At 38.3% G+C, this 18,919-nt stretch carries 18 protein-coding genes, 2 pseudogenes and 1 riboswitch; of the genes and pseudogenes, 11 read left to right on the top strand and 9 right to left on the bottom strand.

Annotation, left to right across the window (positions count from 1 at the left end; genetic code table 11):
• The first annotated feature begins 179 nt into the window (after positions 1 to 179).
• Both ACZ9EE_RS17925 and ACZ9EE_RS17920 read left to right on the top strand, forming a co-directional pair.
• Complete coding sequence (locus ACZ9EE_RS17925; protein ID WP_476032998.1) at positions 180 to 368, top strand: VanZ family protein; 189 nt, start codon at positions 180 to 182, stop codon at positions 366 to 368.
• A gap of 221 nt (positions 369 to 589) precedes the next feature.
• The gene (locus ACZ9EE_RS17920) at positions 590 to 868 is read left to right on the top strand and encodes a hypothetical protein (RefSeq protein ID WP_476029124.1); all 279 of its coding nucleotides are present in this window, start codon (positions 590 to 592) and stop codon (positions 866 to 868) included.
• Positions 869 to 1,296: 428 nt separating this feature from the next.
• Here ACZ9EE_RS17920 and ACZ9EE_RS17915 read toward each other — a convergent pair whose 3' ends face one another.
• The 5 genes from ACZ9EE_RS17915 to ACZ9EE_RS17895 all read right to left on the bottom strand — a co-directional run bounded on the left by ACZ9EE_RS17915 (position 1,297) and on the right by ACZ9EE_RS17895 (position 6,220).
• Positions 1,297 to 2,598, bottom strand: coding sequence for an MFS transporter (locus ACZ9EE_RS17915; protein WP_476029122.1), 1,302 nt, complete (start codon positions 2,596 to 2,598; stop codon positions 1,297 to 1,299).
• Between the two features lie 78 nt (positions 2,599 to 2,676).
• The gene (dgoD, locus tag ACZ9EE_RS17910; protein ID WP_476029120.1) at positions 2,677 to 3,825 is read right to left on the bottom strand and encodes a galactonate dehydratase; all 1,149 of its coding nucleotides are present in this window, start codon (positions 3,823 to 3,825) and stop codon (positions 2,677 to 2,679) included.
• A 23-nt stretch (positions 3,826 to 3,848) separates the two neighbouring features.
• Positions 3,849 to 4,475 carry a bifunctional 4-hydroxy-2-oxoglutarate aldolase/2-dehydro-3-deoxy-phosphogluconate aldolase gene (locus ACZ9EE_RS17905; protein ID WP_476029118.1) on the bottom strand — a complete coding sequence of 209 codons (627 nt, stop codon included), beginning with the start codon at positions 4,473 to 4,475 and terminating at the stop codon, positions 3,849 to 3,851.
• An 18-nt stretch (positions 4,476 to 4,493) separates the two neighbouring features.
• On the bottom strand, positions 4,494 to 5,453 hold the full coding sequence (locus tag ACZ9EE_RS17900; RefSeq protein WP_476032997.1) for a sugar kinase: 960 nt from the start codon (positions 5,451 to 5,453) through the stop codon (positions 4,494 to 4,496).
• A 17-nt stretch (positions 5,454 to 5,470) separates the two neighbouring features.
• On the bottom strand, positions 5,471 to 6,220 hold the full coding sequence (locus ACZ9EE_RS17895) for an IclR family transcriptional regulator (RefSeq protein WP_476029116.1): 750 nt from the start codon (positions 6,218 to 6,220) through the stop codon (positions 5,471 to 5,473).
• Between the two features lie 276 nt (positions 6,221 to 6,496).
• On the opposite strand from ACZ9EE_RS17895, the gene ACZ9EE_RS17890 reads away from it, so the two are divergent.
• On the top strand, positions 6,497 to 7,150 hold the full coding sequence (locus ACZ9EE_RS17890) for a TerC family protein (RefSeq protein ID WP_476029114.1): 654 nt from the start codon (positions 6,497 to 6,499) through the stop codon (positions 7,148 to 7,150).
• A 349-nt stretch (positions 7,151 to 7,499) separates the two neighbouring features.
• Positions 7,500 to 7,685, top strand: coding sequence for a hypothetical protein (locus tag ACZ9EE_RS17885; protein ID WP_476029113.1), 186 nt, complete (start codon positions 7,500 to 7,502; stop codon positions 7,683 to 7,685).
• 256 nt (positions 7,686 to 7,941) lie between these two features.
• Here the strand turns inward: ACZ9EE_RS17885 and ACZ9EE_RS17880 are convergent, their stop codons facing one another.
• Positions 7,942 to 8,817, bottom strand: coding sequence for a 5'-methylthioadenosine/S-adenosylhomocysteine nucleosidase (locus ACZ9EE_RS17880; protein WP_476029111.1), 876 nt, complete (start codon positions 8,815 to 8,817; stop codon positions 7,942 to 7,944).
• A 176-nt stretch (positions 8,818 to 8,993) separates the two neighbouring features.
• Positions 8,994 to 9,097: riboswitch (purine riboswitch) on the bottom strand.
• 472 nt (positions 9,098 to 9,569) lie between these two features.
• Here ACZ9EE_RS17880 and ACZ9EE_RS17875 point away from each other — a divergent pair.
• The 5 genes from ACZ9EE_RS17875 (at position 9,570) to ACZ9EE_RS17855 (ending at position 13,709) form a co-directional block, all read left to right on the top strand.
• Positions 9,570 to 10,076: a hypothetical protein gene (locus tag ACZ9EE_RS17875; RefSeq protein ID WP_476029109.1), complete on the top strand. Its 507-nt coding sequence runs from the start codon at positions 9,570 to 9,572 to the stop codon at positions 10,074 to 10,076.
• A 334-nt stretch (positions 10,077 to 10,410) separates the two neighbouring features.
• Positions 10,411 to 11,763 carry a glycosyltransferase family 2 protein gene (locus ACZ9EE_RS17870; RefSeq protein ID WP_476029107.1) on the top strand — a complete coding sequence of 451 codons (1,353 nt, stop codon included), beginning with the start codon at positions 10,411 to 10,413 and terminating at the stop codon, positions 11,761 to 11,763.
• A gap of 457 nt (positions 11,764 to 12,220) precedes the next feature.
• On the top strand, positions 12,221 to 12,790 hold the full coding sequence (locus ACZ9EE_RS17865) for a competence protein ComK (RefSeq protein ID WP_476029106.1): 570 nt from the start codon (positions 12,221 to 12,223) through the stop codon (positions 12,788 to 12,790).
• Between the two features lie 274 nt (positions 12,791 to 13,064).
• Positions 13,065 to 13,292 (top strand): helix-turn-helix domain-containing protein, encoded by a 228-nt coding sequence (locus ACZ9EE_RS17860; protein ID WP_476029104.1) that lies wholly within the window; start codon positions 13,065 to 13,067, stop codon positions 13,290 to 13,292.
• Between the two features lie 153 nt (positions 13,293 to 13,445).
• Entirely contained in the window at positions 13,446 to 13,709 is a 264-nt protein-coding gene (locus ACZ9EE_RS17855) for a helix-turn-helix domain-containing protein (RefSeq protein WP_476029102.1), read from the top strand.
• 94 nt (positions 13,710 to 13,803) lie between these two features.
• Here the strand turns inward: ACZ9EE_RS17855 and ACZ9EE_RS17850 are convergent, their stop codons facing one another.
• Positions 13,804 to 13,926: a hypothetical protein gene (locus ACZ9EE_RS17850; protein WP_476029100.1), complete on the bottom strand. Its 123-nt coding sequence runs from the start codon at positions 13,924 to 13,926 to the stop codon at positions 13,804 to 13,806.
• Positions 13,927 to 15,049: 1,123 nt separating this feature from the next.
• Between ACZ9EE_RS17850 and istA the strand changes: the two are divergent.
• Both istA and istB read left to right on the top strand, forming a co-directional pair.
• Positions 15,050 to 16,555 (top strand): annotated as a pseudogene (gene istA, locus ACZ9EE_RS17845) (IS21 family transposase).
• The gene (istB, locus tag ACZ9EE_RS17840; RefSeq protein WP_476029098.1) at positions 16,552 to 17,271 is read left to right on the top strand and encodes an IS21-like element helper ATPase IstB; all 720 of its coding nucleotides are present in this window, start codon (positions 16,552 to 16,554) and stop codon (positions 17,269 to 17,271) included. Before istA ends, istB begins: the two are co-directional and overlap by 4 nt.
• A gap of 55 nt (positions 17,272 to 17,326) precedes the next feature.
• Here the strand turns inward: istB and ACZ9EE_RS17835 are convergent.
• Positions 17,327 to 18,238, bottom strand: a pseudogene (locus ACZ9EE_RS17835) (DDE-type integrase/transposase/recombinase); the annotation flags it as partial.
• Positions 18,239 to 18,277: 39 nt separating this feature from the next.
• Entirely contained in the window at positions 18,278 to 18,799 is a 522-nt protein-coding gene (locus ACZ9EE_RS17830; protein WP_476029096.1) for a DUF6431 domain-containing protein, read from the bottom strand.
• Between the last annotated feature and the right edge of the window lie 120 nt (positions 18,800 to 18,919).

Here is an 18,919-nt window from a genome sequence, read left to right as displayed (position 1 = left end):
ATAACAGAAGACAAAAACTTCCAAATAGTTGAGACAATCTTATTAGGAGCCCCTATGAAAAGAAAGATACCTATTCGTTTACTTTTTATTTTGTCACTTGTTTTTATATTCCGTTATACGATGCTGCCTGAACCTTCCTTAGGTATAGGAATGGGTAAAGGAGAAATCAACCTCTTAGAATCATCCTACCCATTATGTTTCCTAAAATAAGAAACCCTTTCATAGTCACTTTCATTGGATTCTATTTATCCATCATGATTGAATGTATCCAATTAACTATCCCTAATCGATGGACGGATATTAATGATGTAATCTTAAATACTTGGGGTACATTTATTGGGGGCAAGTTAGTTAAAAAGTTTAAGTAAAGGGTAAATTAAAAGCAATTGAGGCTACTCAATTGTTCTAAAAAAGCCTTTTTTTTTCTTGAATTTATGATAAAAATGCTGATTTCTTTCAATATATTGCTGGTAAAGGTGGAGCCATTTCGATTATTTCAGTCATTCTATTATTCTTAAATTTAGGGAGTGTTTGCTCTCATTGCTTATATAATGCCTCCGTCTGCTGGTCAAACCTGACTGGTAAAAAAATGCGCAGTACGGCTTTAGTCCTTGGAATTATTGGGATTATCATTGCGATTTCTGGAGCATACAATCATTTCATTCAATGGCTAAATATATTAGGGATTATTGTTCCGCCAATTGGTGCCATCATCATTATGGATCAGTTATGGTTACGGAAGAATGCCGATATCTCCTCTTCCTTTAGAGCGCAAGTCTTTATTGCATGGGGCTTTGGAGCTTTGATGGGTTTATTGACTGAATTTTATGCTTCCTTCCTATCAACAGCCTTTATTTCTTTACTATAGAGTGGAATTGCCTATATCATCTTATCACTCCTATTATCAAAATCTTCTAAAGTGATCATCCAGCAAAATCATAAAAAACCGGTTTGAGCTAAAACACCAATTCCATAGAGGATTGGTGTTTTGATTTATTTCAAACACTTCCTCATCAACAAACCTGAGTCATTAAAACAGCCCACCTTGGTGTGGCTAGCATTATGAAAATGATTGGGGCCTAGGTTAATCAAAATTATCTTTCCGCATTGTGTAAAAGATTAGATATGAAGGGAAAGCCCCCTCCCCATTCATCCAACATATTGAGAAATAAAAATAGCCACCCCTGATGGGATGGCTCGTATTTTATACTGGAAGTTAATAAGACACCTAGATAAATCAAGTTAGTCTTCCTACATTTTGTAAAAATGAAGCAAAAGAACCGTTCCCATGCTTCCTTAAGCAGCCTTATTTACATCATCACGATCAGAAACACGTTCTACTTTTCCAACTAGGAAGATGTAAGATAATGCACCTAGTAGGGTTACACAAGCAATAAATGTAAGTGCAGGTGCAAAATTTCCTCCCTTAACTAGATAACCGATTACAATAGGGATAATGATGGATGCCGTACCACCGATAAAGTTAAACACACCGCCTGCAATACCGATTAAGCGTTTAGGAGCTAGCAGCGAAACGAACACCCACGTAATAGAGGCGAAACCGTTTCCAAAGAATGCAATAGACATGAATAATACAATGAGTGCCGGGCTATTTACATAGTTTGCTCCAATGATAGAAGTCGCCAATAATAAACCTGTGATAATTGGAGTTTTTCGTGCCTTGTTTTTGGAAACACCCTTTTTAACTAAGAAATCAGACAAAAATCCGGAAGCAAGCACCCCTACGAACGCAGCAATAAATGGCAATGATGCCAAGAATCCAGTTTTAATAAACGCCATGCCTCTATATTCGACTAGATAAGTAGGGAACCATGTTAAGAAAAACCATAATGTGGAGTTAACCGCAAACTGTCCAATGTAAATGCCCCACAGTTTTCTGCTTGATAAAACAAGTCCTAAATCCTTCTTACTAATTTTAGAGGTAACCGCTTTCCCAGAAGTACCAGCAACTAAACCGTCACCTTCACGGATATAATCAAGCTCTGCTTGATTCACTTTTTTACTCTTATCTGGATCACGATAGAATAGGAACCAAAGCACAGACCATGCAAGTCCTATAATACCAGCTATGATAAACAATCCTCTCCAGCCAAAGGTCTGCTCAAGGAAAATAAGTGTTGGTGTTAAAAATGCTAAGCCAATAAACTGACCTGAAGTGTAAATGGAAATCGCTCTAGCACGTTCATTCTCAGGGAACCATGAAGCGGCCACCTTGCTGTTGGTTGGAAATGCCGGAGCTTCAAACACACCCAAGCCTACGCGGAAGAACATCAATCCTGAAAAACCACTTGCAAATCCCTGCAATAAAGTCATAAGAGAGAATCCTGCGATCCCAAGTGTATGAGTATTCCGGTTACCCAGCTTATCTAACAGCCATCCGCCCGGAATTTGCAATACACAATATGTCCAACCGAAGGCAGAGAAGATTAATCCCATTTTAACAGAATCAATATTCAGTTCCTTTGTTATAAAAGGAGCGGCAATTGAGATGTTGCTTCGGTCCATGTAGTTGACAATTACCGTGATAAACAACATAAAAACAATTCCATAACGAACCTTTGTCGCTTTATTATTCATTGATCCTCAATCCCTTTATCATATATTTATAAAATGTAACATCACTCGGGCGGTGCCTGTCACCGCCCGGAACTGTTTTTACCACTCTGCGACGCTGCCGTCTTTATGTCTCCATACTGGGTTTTGCCATTGATGGCCCACTTTTGCCATTTCACGTACCTTTTCTTCATTTACTTCGATGCCTAGTCCTGGTCCCTGCGGAATCTTAACATAACCGTTTTCATAATGGAAGACGGTCGGATCTATTAGATAATCTAATAAATCACTGCCTTGGTTATAGTGAATTCCCAAGCTTTGTTCTTGGATGAAGGCATTGTGTGCAGTCGCATCTACTTGTAAGCATGCCGCAAGGGCAATAGGTCCAAGTGGGCAATGCGGCGCAGCAGCTACATCATAGGCCTCTGCCATGCTAATGATTTTCTTGCATTCTGTAATACCGCCTGCATGGGATAAATCAGGCTGGATAATGTCCACATAGCCGCCAGCTAATAATGATTTAAAGTCCCATCTTGAGAACATCCGCTCACCAGTGGCAATTGGAGTAGAGGTTAACGAAGCAATCTCCTTTAACGCCTCATTATTCTCAGGTAATACAGGCTCTTCAATAAACATCGGTCTAAACTGTTCAAGTTCTTTTACTAACACCTTTGCCATTGGCTTATGTACACGACCGTGGAAATCAATTCCGATTCCAATATGTTTACCGACCGCTTCCCGAATTGCGGCTACGTTCTCGATTACTCTCTCAACCTTATCGTAGGAATCAATGTACTGTAACTCTTCTGTTCCATTCATTTTTACCGCTTGGAATCCTCTTTCCACACAATCTAAAGCCATTCGTGCTGTATCACTTGGACGGTCGCCGCCAATCCAGGAATAAACCTTGATAGAATCACGGCAGGCGCCGCCAAGCATTTGAAAGACTGGGGCATTATAGAATTTTCCTTTTATATCCCAAAGCGCCTGGTCAATCCCGGCAATCGCACTCATCAGGATGGGGCCGCCACGGTAGAATCCGCCGCGATACATTACATTCCAATGATCTTCAATTCGCAAAGGATCCTTGCCAATTAAATAAGTCATTAACTCTTCAACCGCTGCCTTTACAGTAGCGGCTTTACCTTCAATGACAGGCTCTCCCCAGCCAACAATTCCTTCATCTGTTTCTATCTTTAAAAATAACCAACGTGGTGGAACTTGGAACAATTCATAACCTGTAATTTTCATTAGAATTCACTCCGTTTGATTTATTATTGTGCTGCAAGAACGAACTGCTTTGCTTTTTCGGTTAAATCTACTAAATACTGTTCTGTCACTTCTTGTTTGGTGTTTACCAAAGAACTGCCAATTCCCAAGCCAGCTGCACCTGCTTCAAGATATTTCTTAATATTATGTAAGCCGACTCCGCCGGTTGGCAGCAACGGGATATGAGGAAGAGGTCCGTGAATATCTTTAACAAATTGCGGACCTAACGCCGTGGCCGGAAAAACTTTAATAATATCTCCGCCTAATTCATAGGCATTTAAAATTTCAGTTGGTGTGAAAGCAGCAGGAATGCTGACGGCTCCATACCTTTTTGTTAGTTTAATAGTCTCAGGTTTAAATGTAGGTGATAAGATAAACTGTGCACCCGCAAGCAGCGCACTCCGAGCTGATTCTGAATCTAATACAGTTCCTGCACCGACTGCCATTCTTTCACCGAATTCATCGGCAACCATTTCAATAGCTGATAGAGCCTTCGGCGAATTCATGGTAATTTCAACTATTCGGATTCCACCCTCATATAACGATTGAACAATTTTTAATGTATCTTCTGGTCTTGCCCCACGAACGATGGCAATTAATTTATTATCTAATATTTTTTGCAACGTGTTCATTCGTATCATTCCTCCTTGCTAGCGCTTTACTTCATCTCCAGCACTAGAACTAGTAAAATGCTTTAATTCCTCTCGATCAGGAAGGCCTTCAATATCTCCATTTACGGTACAAACCATGGCCCCGATGGCACAGCCCCTTTTAATCGCTTCCCCAACGGTGAGTTGATCGAGAAGTCCCGATAGGACGCCAGCGGCAAACCCATCACCTGCTCCGACTGGGTCAACGACTGTTTTTACGGTAAAGCCATCTACATGTCCTTTATCTGCTCCTGCATTAGTAGAATAGTAGGCGCCTTTATCGCCAAGCTTGATAACAACCGTTTCAGCCCCTAGAGCATGGAAGGCATCCGCTGCTTGTTTATAATCTTGAGTCCCAAATAAAAACTCACATTCACCAATCCCAGGCAGCACGATATCGGACTTAGCAGCTATTGATAACAACGTTTCCCGCGCTTCAGTCTCAGACCATAGCTTTCTGCGAAGATTGGGGTCAAAAACGACCTTCACTCCTGTCTCCCTTGCAAGGTCAATCGCATGGTAAATGGTGTCCTTGCAAGAAAGGCTAAGAGCAGGAGTGATCCCGGAGATATACAAGAACTTTGCCTTTGCGATATAGTCTTTATTAATTTGATTAGGTGTGAGCTGGCTAGCGGCAGATTGTTTACGATAGTAATAAATATTTACATTATCCTGGTTGACAATTTCTTTAAAAAACACACCTGTAGGCGCACTTTCACTAATCGAAACCTGACTAACGTCTATCCCTTCCCCTTTGACCGTTGTTAAAATCTGTGCCCCAAACTCATCCTTCCCAAGCTGGCTTAACCATCCTGTTCGATGCCCAAGTCTAGATAAGCCGATGAGCGTATTTGTTTCCGCTCCCGCTATTCTGGAAGTGAACTGGTTTGAATAACGCATTTTACCCATCGTATTTGGGGTGAATAATACCATGGTCTCCCCAATACTAATAACATCCATGTCTTCACCTTTTTCTTCTATAGAATGCATCCAATGCTTTCTGAGATTTTTTTGGACGCCGTTAGAACCTTTTCGACAACCTCCGCCTGCTGCGCAAGCATTCTTTCCTTCGGACCAGCTACACTAATCGCAGCATGTATTTTTCGATCAGCACCAAATACAGGAGCCGCGACACAATATAAGCCTTCTTCGTTTTCCTCATCATCGATGGTGTACCCAATTAACGAATACTGATAGAGTTCCTTTTCAAGTTCTTCTCTGTTGGTAATTGTTTTCGCCGTAATCGGTACCAGTTCAATTCGATCCAAAATCTTCAACCGCTCTTGTTCAGACATGTTAGCCAAAAAGGTTTTGCCCAGCCCGGTGCAATAAAGCGGCTTACGGAACCCAGTCTGTGCGGTCGTCCGAATCGATCGTTTACTATCAATCTTTAAAAGATAGACTAATTCTTCTTCTGACAACGTTGCCATAAATACAGTCTCTTGAACACTTTCCATCAGCTTTTCAAGATACGGTTTTGCAACAAGCGAAATGTCTAGGTTTTCCATCGCCATCGTTCCAATATGAATCAACTTGGCGCCGAGCTTATATTTTTTCGTTGGGTCTAAACTTAAATAACCTGCTGCCATAAGCGTCGCTGCTAGATTAGAAGTACTGCTTTGTGGAAATGATAGATTTTCGCTAATTTCTTTAATCGTCAGTCCTTCAGGATTATGGGACAATAACTCAAAAATTTGAAGAACACGCTCAGCCGACTTGACCGACATACTCCCCCTCCTTACACATTCAACATCACATATGTGATGTAAAATCTCATATGTGATTAAGACAGACACATAATAGCACCGTGAGTTCGTAACGTCAACTACTTTTGGAAGCGTTTTTGAAAATAAGCAAAAAATAGCTAAGGGGAGGTTTCTCATGGTTAGAAGCACAAGAACCGTCCCTGTGCTCTTTCAAATCGCGGTCTTTTTTAAACCCCAAATTAATATAATGACTTAGTTAGCTTATATTCAGAGGTGAACATTTTGGAGATTTTTGGTTTGTCTTTTGCGGTTCTTTTGGAGGTTATTTTAATCAATATTGTATTAAGCGGGGATAACGCCGTTGTAATCGCAATGGCATCACGTAATGTTCCAAAAAAGCAACAAAAGAAGGCAATCTTTTGGGGAACATTTGGAGCTATTATTTTACGGTTACTATTTGCAACAGCCATTGTTTACCTACTAGCCTTACCTTTCGTGACTTTTATAGGCGGTCTTCTTCTAGTGTATATTGCCATAAAACTTCTAATTGGTGATGATGAAAACGATCTTAGGGAAGGCGGTTCAAGTTTAATTTCCGCTGTTAAAACCATTATTACTGCTGATGCCATAATGTCCCTTGATAATGTCCTAGCTATTGCTGGTGCGGTTGAAGGAAATATAGCCGGTATAATCATTGGAGTTATTGTTAGTATTCCTCTTGTTGTTTTTGGCAGCCAATTCATATTAAAAGCAATGGAAAAGTACCCCATCATCTCTTATGCTGGTGCTGGAATAGTAGCTTGGACAGCAGGTGAAATGATCGTTAGCGAACCAAAGTTCGAATATATTCTTCCAGACGATTTACATGTATTGATTCCTACTGCTATTACCTTTCTTGTTATCGGTTGGGGATACTTATCCAATAGGATAAAAACAGCTAAAGAAAGTTAAGAAAAAGTGAACTGAATTTATCTTTTTCAACTTTGCTTTATTCATATAAAATTAAATTAATGGATCCCCGAACAGTGACAAATTCAATAGAAGAGAAAAAACAGTTAAAAGATTTATTGATGCATTTAAACAATCAAAAACCTATTATTGGGAAGAGAAGATATTCTTGAGGAATTAAAAGTTATAGAAAAGGCGACAATATTTGTTGTCTTTTTTGTTGGGTAAAAATTAATACATAAACGGTCCCTATGGCCTTATTTGTATGAACAATCCCCTTGTTACAAAGTTGACATATTTGTAATCCCAACGTCATATTATTTATCAATCGCCTATGAAGGAGGAAGAACCAATGGATAATCGGATTTTCTTGTTTCTTGCTACCATTTTATCTGGTTTTGCACTTATAAGGGTTCCTTTAGCTGGTTCATTTCTTGAAAGTATTTCACCTGTAACAAATGTCCTTGGCATTCTAACCGTTCTTGTCTTCTCACTCGTCTTAATTTATAAAGGTGTAAAAAGTTTGTTCCAAAAATAAAGAGGGAGCAGATGGGAAGCACTCTATATGGGTGCTTTTCTCATTTATTGCTCTATACAACACATATGCAAACAATCTCATCCGTTCGTCAAACTCCGGGCGTTACCTGATTTGAAACAAGATCCGCCTCTAGTCACAAAAAGAAGCATGAGACTCCCCTGGATTATGGTAAAAAATTTGGATGTATTTCATCATTTAAAAGAAAACAGCTTAGAGTTTCACCTCTAAGCCGTTTTATAGAATGGAGCACCCATCCTTATTTTTTTATTGTTGAGATATATTGTTTCACAACATCATAAACATATTCTTGGTTTGCTGCTGCAGTATTAGGATTATAGGCCCCGCCGTTTGTTTTATTGTTAGAGAGGATTCTAATACCTAAGAAAGGTACATCATACGCATCGGCAATTTGTGCAGCCGCGGCACCTTCCATCTCTTCTACAGATGTACCGTACTTTTCATGAATCCAGTTAATACGGTCCACTTCATTGTTCCAGAAGTCTGCTGACCCGATCGTCCCTTCCACAACCTTACCTTTCGTATATAAGTGCTCTACCGCATTAGCCGCTGCAAGTAGATCCTTATCCCCTTCATAGTAACGAACCTTATCGGCATTCGCATCTGCTCCGCTTCCTTCAGAAGCCATTAAGTCCATTGGAATCCATTGACTAGGGTCCATTCCCTCACCAGCATTTTTCGTTTCTGTTTTTAATGACCCGATGTTCGTTACTCTTTTTCCTAATACAATATCAAATACGTTTAAAGACGGATCATGTCCTCCTGATGTTCCTTGATTGATAATCGCAATCGGTTTATATTTTTCAATCGCCAGCGCTGTAACGGCTGCCGTATTTTCCATTCCCTTGCCTGTTTTTGCAACAATAACAGGGTAACCGTCAAGTTTTCCTTTATAGAATACAAAGGTTCCTGATTTTTCTACTTTTACTTTTTCTAATTTCTTTGCGAAATTCTCCGCCTCAATAGGCATTGGACCTTCAATTAGAATCGGTCTTGCCGCACCTTCTACTTTTGTTTCATGTAGTAACGAAGACTTCCAGCCTGCGAGCATCGATAAGAGCAAGATCACAATCGCTGCCCATGAAACATATTTGTTTAAGAATCCCTTTTTCATTAAGTATTTCCCCTTTTCTCTTGTTGTGGATGTACTCGTTGTTCTTTCCAAAGAAAAAGGTCTAGAGCAGTAGAACCCTTCTACCTTCTAGACCTACGAAAAGTCAAAGTATCAATAGTTTAGCTAAAATAACTCCTTACTAAACATACATTGGCAACCATAAAAAAGATGGCGTGTCAGCCAATACTTTAACTCGTAGTCTAGTTCTTACATTGGGAACCAGGTAGAAACGCTCAGACCATATTTCTGAGTATATACGAGTAATGCTATTTAAGATAATTACTATACTAGACTAACAAATATCCAATAGGTTTACAAGCGGAAAGGTGAATAATAATTTAAAATATAAATATAATGTTCGTGTTTTAAAGGTTAAAAAAACACTTTTTGTACATTATCAGTAATTTAATTCTTCTTTAGCTCTTTATACCAATTACCTTTGTTCTTTATTCATCAGGCCCCTTCTTGTGAACCTATGTCTTCGAATAGTTTTTCAAATACCTCGGACGCTTCTGCATCCATTTCAGCCATCAGGTGAATATATTTAACTTCTTTTCCTGTCAACTCTCGATTTAGCTGTGCTTCTGCTGTAGTATCTGATTTACTGCTTGTTTCGGAAGCCGGTAGTAAAAACGCAATATAGTGATTTTGGTTTTAAAAAGTATTTTCCGGGTATCCAATATCGACAACGTTTTAATTTAATCCTATTACAATCAAACTATAGGAAAAAGTGATACGAGGGGGAAATCTGTATGAAGTTACAAAGATTAATGAAGATATTCTATCCTGTATTAATGATTTTTACATTGATATTACTGCCCTCACAGAGTACACAAACATATGCAAAAACGAACATTATAAAACCCCCGAAGGTGGAAAAAGCAACCACCTACATAACTTCCTTCCAACAGATTAATGGGAAATGGGCAGGGAAATTTGATTATATCCAATGGTATTTCGGCAAGTCTGCTGATAGAGAATTCCTAAAGGATTGCAAATGCCAGAAAGAAATGGATGGTGCCCCAGACGGGTACTGGATACGAAACGTTAATCCCAAGATACGCACCTTTACCATTTCAAATAATGCCCAATATATCTTACAAACACGTAGTTTATACGAAATCAAATGGAATGAAAAAGTAACCAGAAGTCAGTTTATTAATTTCATGAATCAGCGGGATAAGCACCATCAGATTCCTTTTCATCTAGAGATAACAAATGGAGTTGTAACAAAGATTACAGAACAATATATACCTTAATATAATTAGCCCATTATTTCTGATACAGAGATAATGGCTTTTTTTATGATGTTCGGTCCTTATATGGGTCTATCATAATCTACTCGTTGTATTTTTCAATATTAATTTGAGCCAGAGTGATAACTGCTTGTTGATCTTGTATCACCGAAAACGTCCAATTAAAAATCGGTATGTAACAAATAATACACAATTATCCAAAGAAACTTTTCATATTACAAATAATGGCTCCTTCCAATTTACTCCTCATTTTACATTAAAACCTCCGTTCCTTCTGGTAAAAATAATGATATTATAGGATGTTATTACTTTTTCATAATAGAAAGGTTAATGTTCTATGAAACCAATATTAAGTCCTATTAGCTCCGAAGTACCGAAAGAGTTCAAAAGAAAATATATACCAATAAAAACAAAGTTTTGGATCAGTCACATAGCAGCTTTTATATGGATGTGTTTTTCTATCTACCTAGCACTTCCATGGTTAGAAGACCTTGCAAAAATCGTGTCGTTTCCACTAGCCTTGCTTATCATTGGTGGTATATCCTACATCCCCGGCTATATGAATGCCTTTTTAGTCATAAGCTTAATTCTTGATCGCCAACCAGCCTTTAAGAATGAATATCCGAATGATGAGATTACCATACTCATAGCAGCACATAACGAAGAAGACAAAATCTTTCAGACCTTACATTACATTGATAAACAAGACTATTCAGGAAAACTAAAGGTATTTGTTATCAATAATGGCTCCACAGATAAAACAGTTCTTGAAGTAGTAAAGGCTAAAAGGGAATTAACAATGGAAATTGTGTTACTTAATGAAGAGAAACCCGGAAAGTTCAATGCCCTAAATCACGCGTTAGAATTGGTTGAGACTCCTTATGTGATTACGATTGATGCTGATACTCTCCTACATCCATCTTCTATCCGATATCTTGTAGCTCGCATGAAATCCAGCCCTGAAGATGTATGTGCCGTGGCAGGATCTGTTCTAACCAAAAACAGCAGAGAGAATGTATGGACAAAAGTTCAAGAATGGGACTACTTCTTAGGGATTGCATCCATTAAGAGGCTTCAAGGCTTGTACCAAGGGACATTGGTAGCCCAAGGAGCTTATAGTCTTTATAAAACTGAGTGCATAAAAGAAGTGGGCGGTTGGCCTGATGCCATAGGTGAAGATATTGTGTTAACCTGGCGTCTGCTTCAGAAAAAATGGAAAGTGTATTTTGAGCCATTGGCTGTTTCGTTTACTGAAGTTCCAAGTACGTATATTCACTTTGTACGACAACGTGCCAGATGGGCAAGAGGCATGATTGAAGGATTGAACGAAATAAAGCCTTGGAAACAGCCTCAAGTTTACGTTAAATATTTAACAGGCATAAATCTGATCATGCCATATTTAGACCTTACCTATACGCTATGCTGGATTCCGGGACTTATTTTAGCCTTCTTCGGTTATAACTGGATTGTGGGCCCCATGACATTACTTGTATTGCCCTTAACACTTATCAGTTATAGCATTCTTTATTTCTATCAAAGGAATGTTGTATTTAGGAGATTAGACTTAAGAATTAGAAAAAATTTTTCAGGCTTTATATTTTTCATTCTTGGGTACCAATTGATTATGTCTCCTGTATCGGTCTATGGATATATACAAGAGATTTTTAAATTAGAAAGAAACTGGAAGTGATTATTAATCCCTTACCATTTTAAGCCCCTCTCGATTGAGTAGGGCTAATTTTTAATTCTAAAAAAAAGAATATAACTCACGAGCTGCATAGTGATGGGAATTTTCAACGGTTTGGTAATGAGTTAGCCGTAATCAGTAACAGTAAGCAAGAGAACCGTCCCCGTGCTCCCTACTTTGTAACAAATATGTCAAACTTTGACGAATTTTGTTTACTTTAGTACATGGCTTAAAGGTTCTAATTATATTTAAATAATGTTAGAGGAAGTCACTCCCAAGTTTACGATCCTATTTCCATATCATCCTATTGGCGAATGCACCTATACTACCAGGTGATGAACCTGCAGCAAAAGAGGTGGAGTACAAAAACTATACTAGTAAACCTCAACTTAGTTGCACACAAACAAGTTCGCGCTAATCTAATTTAAGTTTTTCAAAAAAACAAATCGGGAGATGTTTTATGACTATTGATCAGTTTTATTTATTGGATGAGGACGTCGTTTTAATGACAGGTGAATATAATCAATATGGAAAGCTTTGTGCCAGAGTGATGATTGGCGGGCACACCATTTTAATAAACAGGTCACCCTTACAAGTGATGGATGACACATTGAAATACATAGGATACGATTTAAAAGGAGCTATTAAAGGAACCAAAAACATACTTGGCAATATCTATATGTATCCCATTATTATTAACCCATATAAGGGCATTTGCCTTTTTCCCTATAAATCCTCCAGTAAGGAAGATTGTGTATGGTTTAACCCTGATCATATTATCAAAACCAAGGTCCGCGGCAGCAAGACGGAAGTGGAACTTAGCAACGGTGTTTCCATCATTATTGATTTGAGGAGGCACTTGTTCATAAACAAGATCCAAACTGCTCTTCAGTTGAAAAACTTAACCAGCGAAAGGGGTAACCACCCGCATCCCCTCTCATACTTTACTGAACCAGATAATCAGAAACAGGCTACCAAGCTAAAAGAAGGTAAATACAAGTTTAAATCTTTATCAGAATTCAACGGATAACTGACTTATATGTCATTAAAATGTGACGAAATAGTTGTATTACCTGCTCTATTCCATAGTTATAAAGCCCTTTTCACAATTTAATAGAGATAGAGATGACTAGTCTGATGTTGAATAGGCTGTCTAGTAAAGGTGATGAATCTTTAATAGACAAATATGTAAACGCAACCATACGTTCATCTAAACAGACTGAACAAACATTAGCAATTCCAAATAAGAACAAGTTATGAACAAATAAAGGGATAAAGCCATTAATAAACTTAAGGAGAATTATATGAAAAATAATCGTATCGCTCTATTTGGTGCTCCATTGAAGAAATTAAGAAATGACAAGAATCTAACACAATGGGGACTCGCGGACCGTTGTTCCATCGATCCCTCCTATATCAGTTTACTAGAGAACGATATGAAAATTCCAAAATTAAGCACTATCTTCATAATTGCAGACGGCCTTGATATAAAGGCCTCTGAGCTAGTAAGAGCAATCGAAGAATACATGTAAATGAAAGGTATTTTGATTTAAAAAAAGAACTCATAGATTCAGAAAGGTGGACAAATTCGTCTATCGTTTTGTATTACGCCAACTTCCGAGTAGTTCACTACGTGTCAAATTCCCTGCCCGAATTATGTAATTGGGGTAAAAGGGGAATTTCCCATGAATGAATATGATATATCGTCCATTGGAGAATTAATCGTACAGAAAAGGCGTGCCATAAAAATGTCTCAGGATGAGCTGGCATTTAATTGTAGGAAAACAAGGAAAGCGATCAGTAATATTGAAACAGGAAAGAGCTTGCCAAGTCTACCTGTGTTCGAAAAAATTGCACAAGCCCTAGGAATGGATGGCTCTGAGCTTTATAAAGAAATAGAAGACCTGGGGTTAATTGATGATTTATTTCGAGATGAAAAAGACGAATAACTAACTTGGTTCAGTCCCTCATAGCTATAAATTAGTGAGGGACTGAACTACTAATATGGTTATATCTGAATTAGGGTATTATTAGGGAATATGTTTATCCTTCAGGAAGTTGACGAGAAGAAGTTCTTTCACAACTTAAACTTTTTTCCTTTTTACTAATCCAGTCAAAATAAAGCACACCTATACCAATTGCTATAGTTAATATTAAATTAACCATGCTTCAAGTACCATAGATATCATATTTACCTTTTAAAAAAAGATATACTATTAAAACTGTATAGATGAAAACACAGATTTAGCTGCTCTGATATAAAAACGATTAACGGCCTCCTCCTTTGAGTGGGGGTCTGACCCCTAGATTCAGTGGTGTGTATGTAAGATTTTGTTCTCCTCTTTTGACCGCAACCATTAAACTCATTTATTATAATAATTATATTTATCAATGAAATTAAAAAAAGATACCCCTATTCAATGAACTACGAATCATCTTTTAGCTTCATAACTTCATATGTCCTTGACAGGGGTGCCAGAAAACTAGGAAGGGCTTTATCTAATCCACTTATTTATTTTAGTTTCGTGATATATAACCTTTTGAAATAATTTAGCCTTAAATTGATGATCAATACAACTATCAAATAGCAATATATTATAGTTTTTCTTTATTAAGTGCCAACGGTATAGAATCTTAGATATTAATGGCATAAGCTCGCCCCCTATCTTTGATTACCACAAAATATGATTTTGAAACATCTTTTTGAAGGTAATTAAGAAGGGAACTTAGATTTAATTAGTGCACTCTACCTTTATTTGTTTTAAATGAACCTTTATAACACGTTAAAAGAATCGTAATTAAGTAAAAGTTCTGCTTGGTTATGCCTTTCCTAATCTTACAATTCCTCCCACTAAAAGTCCTAGGAATTCACTACTCTTTTAATAAATACTAAATACAAGAGCCTACATCAGCTGTATCTTAAGAATTAATTAGTCATAAACTTATATCTTAAAATGGCTACAAGCCCTGCACCGTGCTTAAATTCACCTTTAATGATCAGATCCTTCAACTCTTTAATTGTGAGATGATGCAGCTCAATTTGTTCACTATCCTCTAACTTTTAAGCCGGCTGCAGCAAACAAGAATATTTCCTCTGTCGTCGATCCTGGGGAAAGGTAAAAACTTCCTAATTCCACCAATGTGTTTATGGCATCATAAAAATGTAGGATATGGCACCTAATTTGTGTTGGCTTCTAGGGGCTAAACAAATAAAAAAACCACTTGTCAACATTCCAAAATACACATACACTTCCTGTTGGGACAAACAAGCGCAGGAGGTATTAAGGAGATGTTGGCAGTGGCCGAAATTAATTATATCAGACATGAAGTTAACAATAAAGACTGTACATATTCAGATGTAGCAAAAAGAACTGGAAGAGATCCAAGAACTATAAAGAAGTATGCAGAAATGGAGGATTTCAACCAAGAGCCAAAGAAAAAGCAAACTAGGATAGCTCCGGTATTAGGGCCTGTAAAGAAAATAATTGATGAATGGATCAAGGAGGACATGAAAAAGAAAAAGAAGTTTCGTAGAACTGCCAAGAGAATGTGGGATTTGTTAAAAGATAACCATGGCTTTAAAGGCTCTGATCGTACGGTTCGGGAGTATGTTTCTATGAGAAAAAAAGAGTTCCTCAACGTGGTAGATGAGGCTGCTCTTCCATTAGAATCTATCCCTAGGACAGCACAGGTAGATTTCGGGGAGGCACCATTTATTTACGGAGGGACAGATATCGTTTTGCCATACCTTGTAGTTTCCTTCCCATTTAGTAATTCATTTTATTTTCAGGTATTCCCTTCTCAAAACAAAGAGTGTTTTCTTGAAGGGATGAGAAGAGTGTTCCACCATATGGGGGGCGTTCCAAAAGCCATACGATTCGACAACCTATCACCTGCCGTTAAGAAAATACTGCCAAATGGCGAACGGCATTTAACAGAGGAATTCCAGAACTTCGTTCTTCATTATGGTTTCGAGTGTGAGTTCTGCAATCCAAATAGCGGAAACGAGAAAGGTCATGTAGAGGCGATGGTCAAGTATGTCCGGAATAACTTTCTCTTACCAGGATTGCAAGTCCTGAATCTAGATGATTTAAATAAAGAGTTATGGGCCAAGGCGGAGAAAGATCGCGAAAGGAAGCATTACCAAAAGGATTGGGCGATTTCAGAGTTATTCGAAGAAGATCGGGTAGCATTCCTCCTATTGCCAGCTAAAGAATATGAATGTGTAAGGTATGAGACCTTGAAAGCCCATAAATACAGTTATATAAAGTTGGATCTTAACCTATATTCAACTTCGCCAAGATATGCGCTAAGCAAGGTCCTAGTGAAAATATCGTATAGTAAAGTGGAAATTTTAAACGATGATCACCAACTCGTTGTCAGCCATTCCAGACTGTACGGCCAATACAGAAAATCTATGAAATAGCAGCCGTATCTGAATTTGATGGCCAAACGGCCTACGGCACTTAAATATACCAGTTTCTATGAACAGCTTCCGGAAGAATGGAAAAGTTTTTTTGAGGCTTGAACAGTGGACGAAAAACCAGCGGCATTGAAACTATTATCGGTGATCTTGAAGGACCACGATTTCAGTGTTATTACTAAAGCGCTGGTAATTGCCTCAGAACATGGGCATCCCTCCGTGGATGCGATTAAACAAGTATTCTATCAACTTATTAACGGACGCGGAATCCGAAGTGAAATTAAGCCAAACATAACACTACCTAAACTACCGGAAGCGACGCGAGGTCTCAATCATTATGACCAGCTCCATAAAGGAGTGGGCGCACAATGAATGAACAAATTAAAACCTATGCAAAGCGATTGAAGTTGAGCTGGATTAAGGAACATTTTCATGAAGTAGAAGGCTCGAATAATCAGGATTATTTATTCAAGCTCTTTGAAGCAGAGATCCAGCAACGTGAAGAGCGCAAGGTTAACCTACTGTTAAACCAGGCTACACTTCCGAAAGTAAAAGGAAAGCCGTTTGACTGGAGCGAGGTTCAAATTCCGGCAGGAATGACAAAGGAGTATCTGTTGAATGGAGAATTCATAGAAAAGCAGGAGAATAACAATTTCTATGGAGGAGTAGGTGCAGGAAAGACCTACTTAGCCACTTTGATTGGTTTAAATGCCATACATAAGTTTGGCAAGTCCGTTAAGTTCTTTACAGTTGCAGGATTAGTAAATAAGCTTCTTGATGCGAACGAAAAAGGCACTTTGCCCAAATTGTTTAAGCAAATTGAAAAGTTGGATTTACTGATCCTAGATGAACTGGGATATATCCCTTTGCATAAACAAGGTGGAGAGCTATTATTCCAAGTCATTTCGATGTGTTATGAGTCAAAAAGCATCATTATTACCACCAACCTGCAGTTCGGTCAATGGAACCACGTTTTCGGTGATCCGATCTTGACAGAGGCAGTCATTGACCGACTGATTCACCATTCTCATCTGGTTGTATTTAACGGTGACAGTCATCGCTATAAAGAATCATTATTACAAAGCTAGGAAAAAAGTTGGCGAGTGGTTACATTTTTAGCTGCTGTTACATGCATTTTTAGCTTGCCAAATACAGTTTGTTTTGATAACACTCTGAAAGCCATACTTGGAAAAGCTCATTCAATCTATCTAAGGATTTTGGCTTTTCGAGGGCCGCTTCACCTAAGAAAGAATCTACAACTCTATTAAAGCGTTCAACTTTGCCTTTTGATTCAGCCGCATACGGTTTTGCATAGATAAGTCTCGTCCCTAATTTGGAACAGGTACGAGACATCCACTTGGTTCGATATTGTTTACCGTTATCAAAATAAACGGCATCGGGGACACCGTATTTTTGTATGGCGTTTCGAAATGCATCTTCTATAATCCTGGAATCAAGGGTAGGATAGAATGCTCCATGTAGAATAAATCGAGTCGCGTCGTCTATTATAGCGACTAAGTAGACCTGCTTCTTAGTACCATTTGGTCCAATAGGTAAATAAGGTCCAAATTTAATATCCGATTGCCACAGTTGGTTACGATGCCGCTTTTGAAACCGTCTAGCTGCTATTCCTGTTTGAGAGTAGAGCCTCATTTGCCTAGAACTGTATCCTTTTTCAGTTAACTTTTCTTGAAGAGTTGAACGTTTTAGCTGGCCAGGTTTAGCCAAGCCCTCCCACTCAAGTATTTGAATAATTTGCGCAACACTTCTAGTAGGAGCTTCTTTTCGAAGGAGAATGGCTTGTTCTAATAAATGCGAGGGAATGCCTTCTTTTTTCATTTTTCCCGTGATTCCTTTTGGTTTTAGCCCTTCAAAACTTTCATTACGATACTGCTCTAGGTAACGTCTAATGGTCCTTTCAGAAAGACCGCTGGTCTTACATATATGGTTTTTCAATTCCTTTGCTTTTCCAGCATCTAGCCCTTCCGCCAATAGAGGGGCAATGAGCTGGAACCTTTGTGCTGCGATTTCTTCTGCCTTTTTATGATCTCTCATGATAACACTCCTCCAATATGTGATTATCATGAGTGTAAATCAGCTTTCTTCGGACAAGAATGCAGAACGGGTATGTAACCATAAATTAATATTCACAATCGGACGGACAATTCTCTCCAGCCATCTAGGGGCATTCCCCACCAGTCGTCCTATTCTATGAAGTGCAGTCTCTGAATTTGCGGACGCCAAATTCAAAGGGACCTTATCCTGATTAGTTCGAAGCACAATAGATATGAGACAATTAGCCCAGTAATCTACAAAAAAATTAAACCATTCAAACCAACGAAATAAAGTAGATTCATCAGCTGGAACATCATGTGTAGAAGGGTTCGAAAGAACCGACTCTATACACTCTGCCTTATATCTCTTATATGGAACTAAGAAATCTGGTAATTCATGATGAATCCGGCCGCACTGATCACAACCTAATCGCCGAATATTATATATTTTTGTGTCTCCAGAATTTTCTTTTGCTTTTCTTTTTCTAGTACCAATTACACTCATGCTTTTCCCGCAACAGGGCGAAGGAATCCTCCCCGCACCTCTAACCAAAAACTCCATTATTTTCAATTAGTTTATAATCTGATACAATAAGCATATGGTTTTTTAGGGGACGTCTCCCGTATATCTGTTGGCGCAAATATACATTTTGGGAGACGTCTTTTCCTTTCTTCAGAATTA

It is taken from the genome of Bacillus sp. URHA0034 (assembly GCF_056280405.1).
Note: the sequence above shows the minus strand (reverse complement) of the source record. Positions and strands in the feature narration are given on the sequence as shown.

Coding starts and splice junctions, on each gene's coding strand:
- ACZ9EE_RS17850 (WP_476029100.1), bottom strand. CDS start 13,926: ATGGTTAATTTAATATTAACTATAGCAATTGGTATAGGTGTGCTTTAT.
- ACZ9EE_RS17885 (WP_476029113.1), top strand. CDS start 7,500: ATGGATAATCGGATTTTCTTGTTTCTTGCTACCATTTTATCTGGTTTT.
- ACZ9EE_RS17830 (WP_476029096.1), bottom strand. CDS start 18,799: ATGGAGTTTTTGGTTAGAGGTGCGGGGAGGATTCCTTCGCCCTGTTGC.
- ACZ9EE_RS17880 (WP_476029111.1), bottom strand. CDS start 8,817: ATGAAAAAGGGATTCTTAAACAAATATGTTTCATGGGCAGCGATTGTG.
- ACZ9EE_RS17875 (WP_476029109.1), top strand. CDS start 9,570: ATGAAGTTACAAAGATTAATGAAGATATTCTATCCTGTATTAATGATT.
- ACZ9EE_RS17895 (WP_476029116.1), bottom strand. CDS start 6,220: ATGTCGGTCAAGTCGGCTGAGCGTGTTCTTCAAATTTTTGAGTTATTG.
- ACZ9EE_RS17900 (WP_476032997.1), bottom strand. CDS start 5,453: ATGGATGTTATTAGTATTGGGGAGACCATGGTATTATTCACCCCAAAT.
- ACZ9EE_RS17855 (WP_476029102.1), top strand. CDS start 13,446: ATGAATGAATATGATATATCGTCCATTGGAGAATTAATCGTACAGAAA.
- dgoD (WP_476029120.1), bottom strand. CDS start 3,825: ATGAAAATTACAGGTTATGAATTGTTCCAAGTTCCACCACGTTGGTTA.
- ACZ9EE_RS17865 (WP_476029106.1), top strand. CDS start 12,221: ATGACTATTGATCAGTTTTATTTATTGGATGAGGACGTCGTTTTAATG.
- ACZ9EE_RS17905 (WP_476029118.1), bottom strand. CDS start 4,475: ATGAACACGTTGCAAAAAATATTAGATAATAAATTAATTGCCATCGTT.
- istB (WP_476029098.1), top strand. CDS start 16,552: ATGAATGAACAAATTAAAACCTATGCAAAGCGATTGAAGTTGAGCTGG.
- ACZ9EE_RS17915 (WP_476029122.1), bottom strand. CDS start 2,598: ATGAATAATAAAGCGACAAAGGTTCGTTATGGAATTGTTTTTATGTTG.
- ACZ9EE_RS17920 (WP_476029124.1), top strand. CDS start 590: ATGCGCAGTACGGCTTTAGTCCTTGGAATTATTGGGATTATCATTGCG.
- ACZ9EE_RS17860 (WP_476029104.1), top strand. CDS start 13,065: ATGAAAAATAATCGTATCGCTCTATTTGGTGCTCCATTGAAGAAATTA.
- ACZ9EE_RS17870 (WP_476029107.1), top strand. CDS start 10,411: ATGAAACCAATATTAAGTCCTATTAGCTCCGAAGTACCGAAAGAGTTC.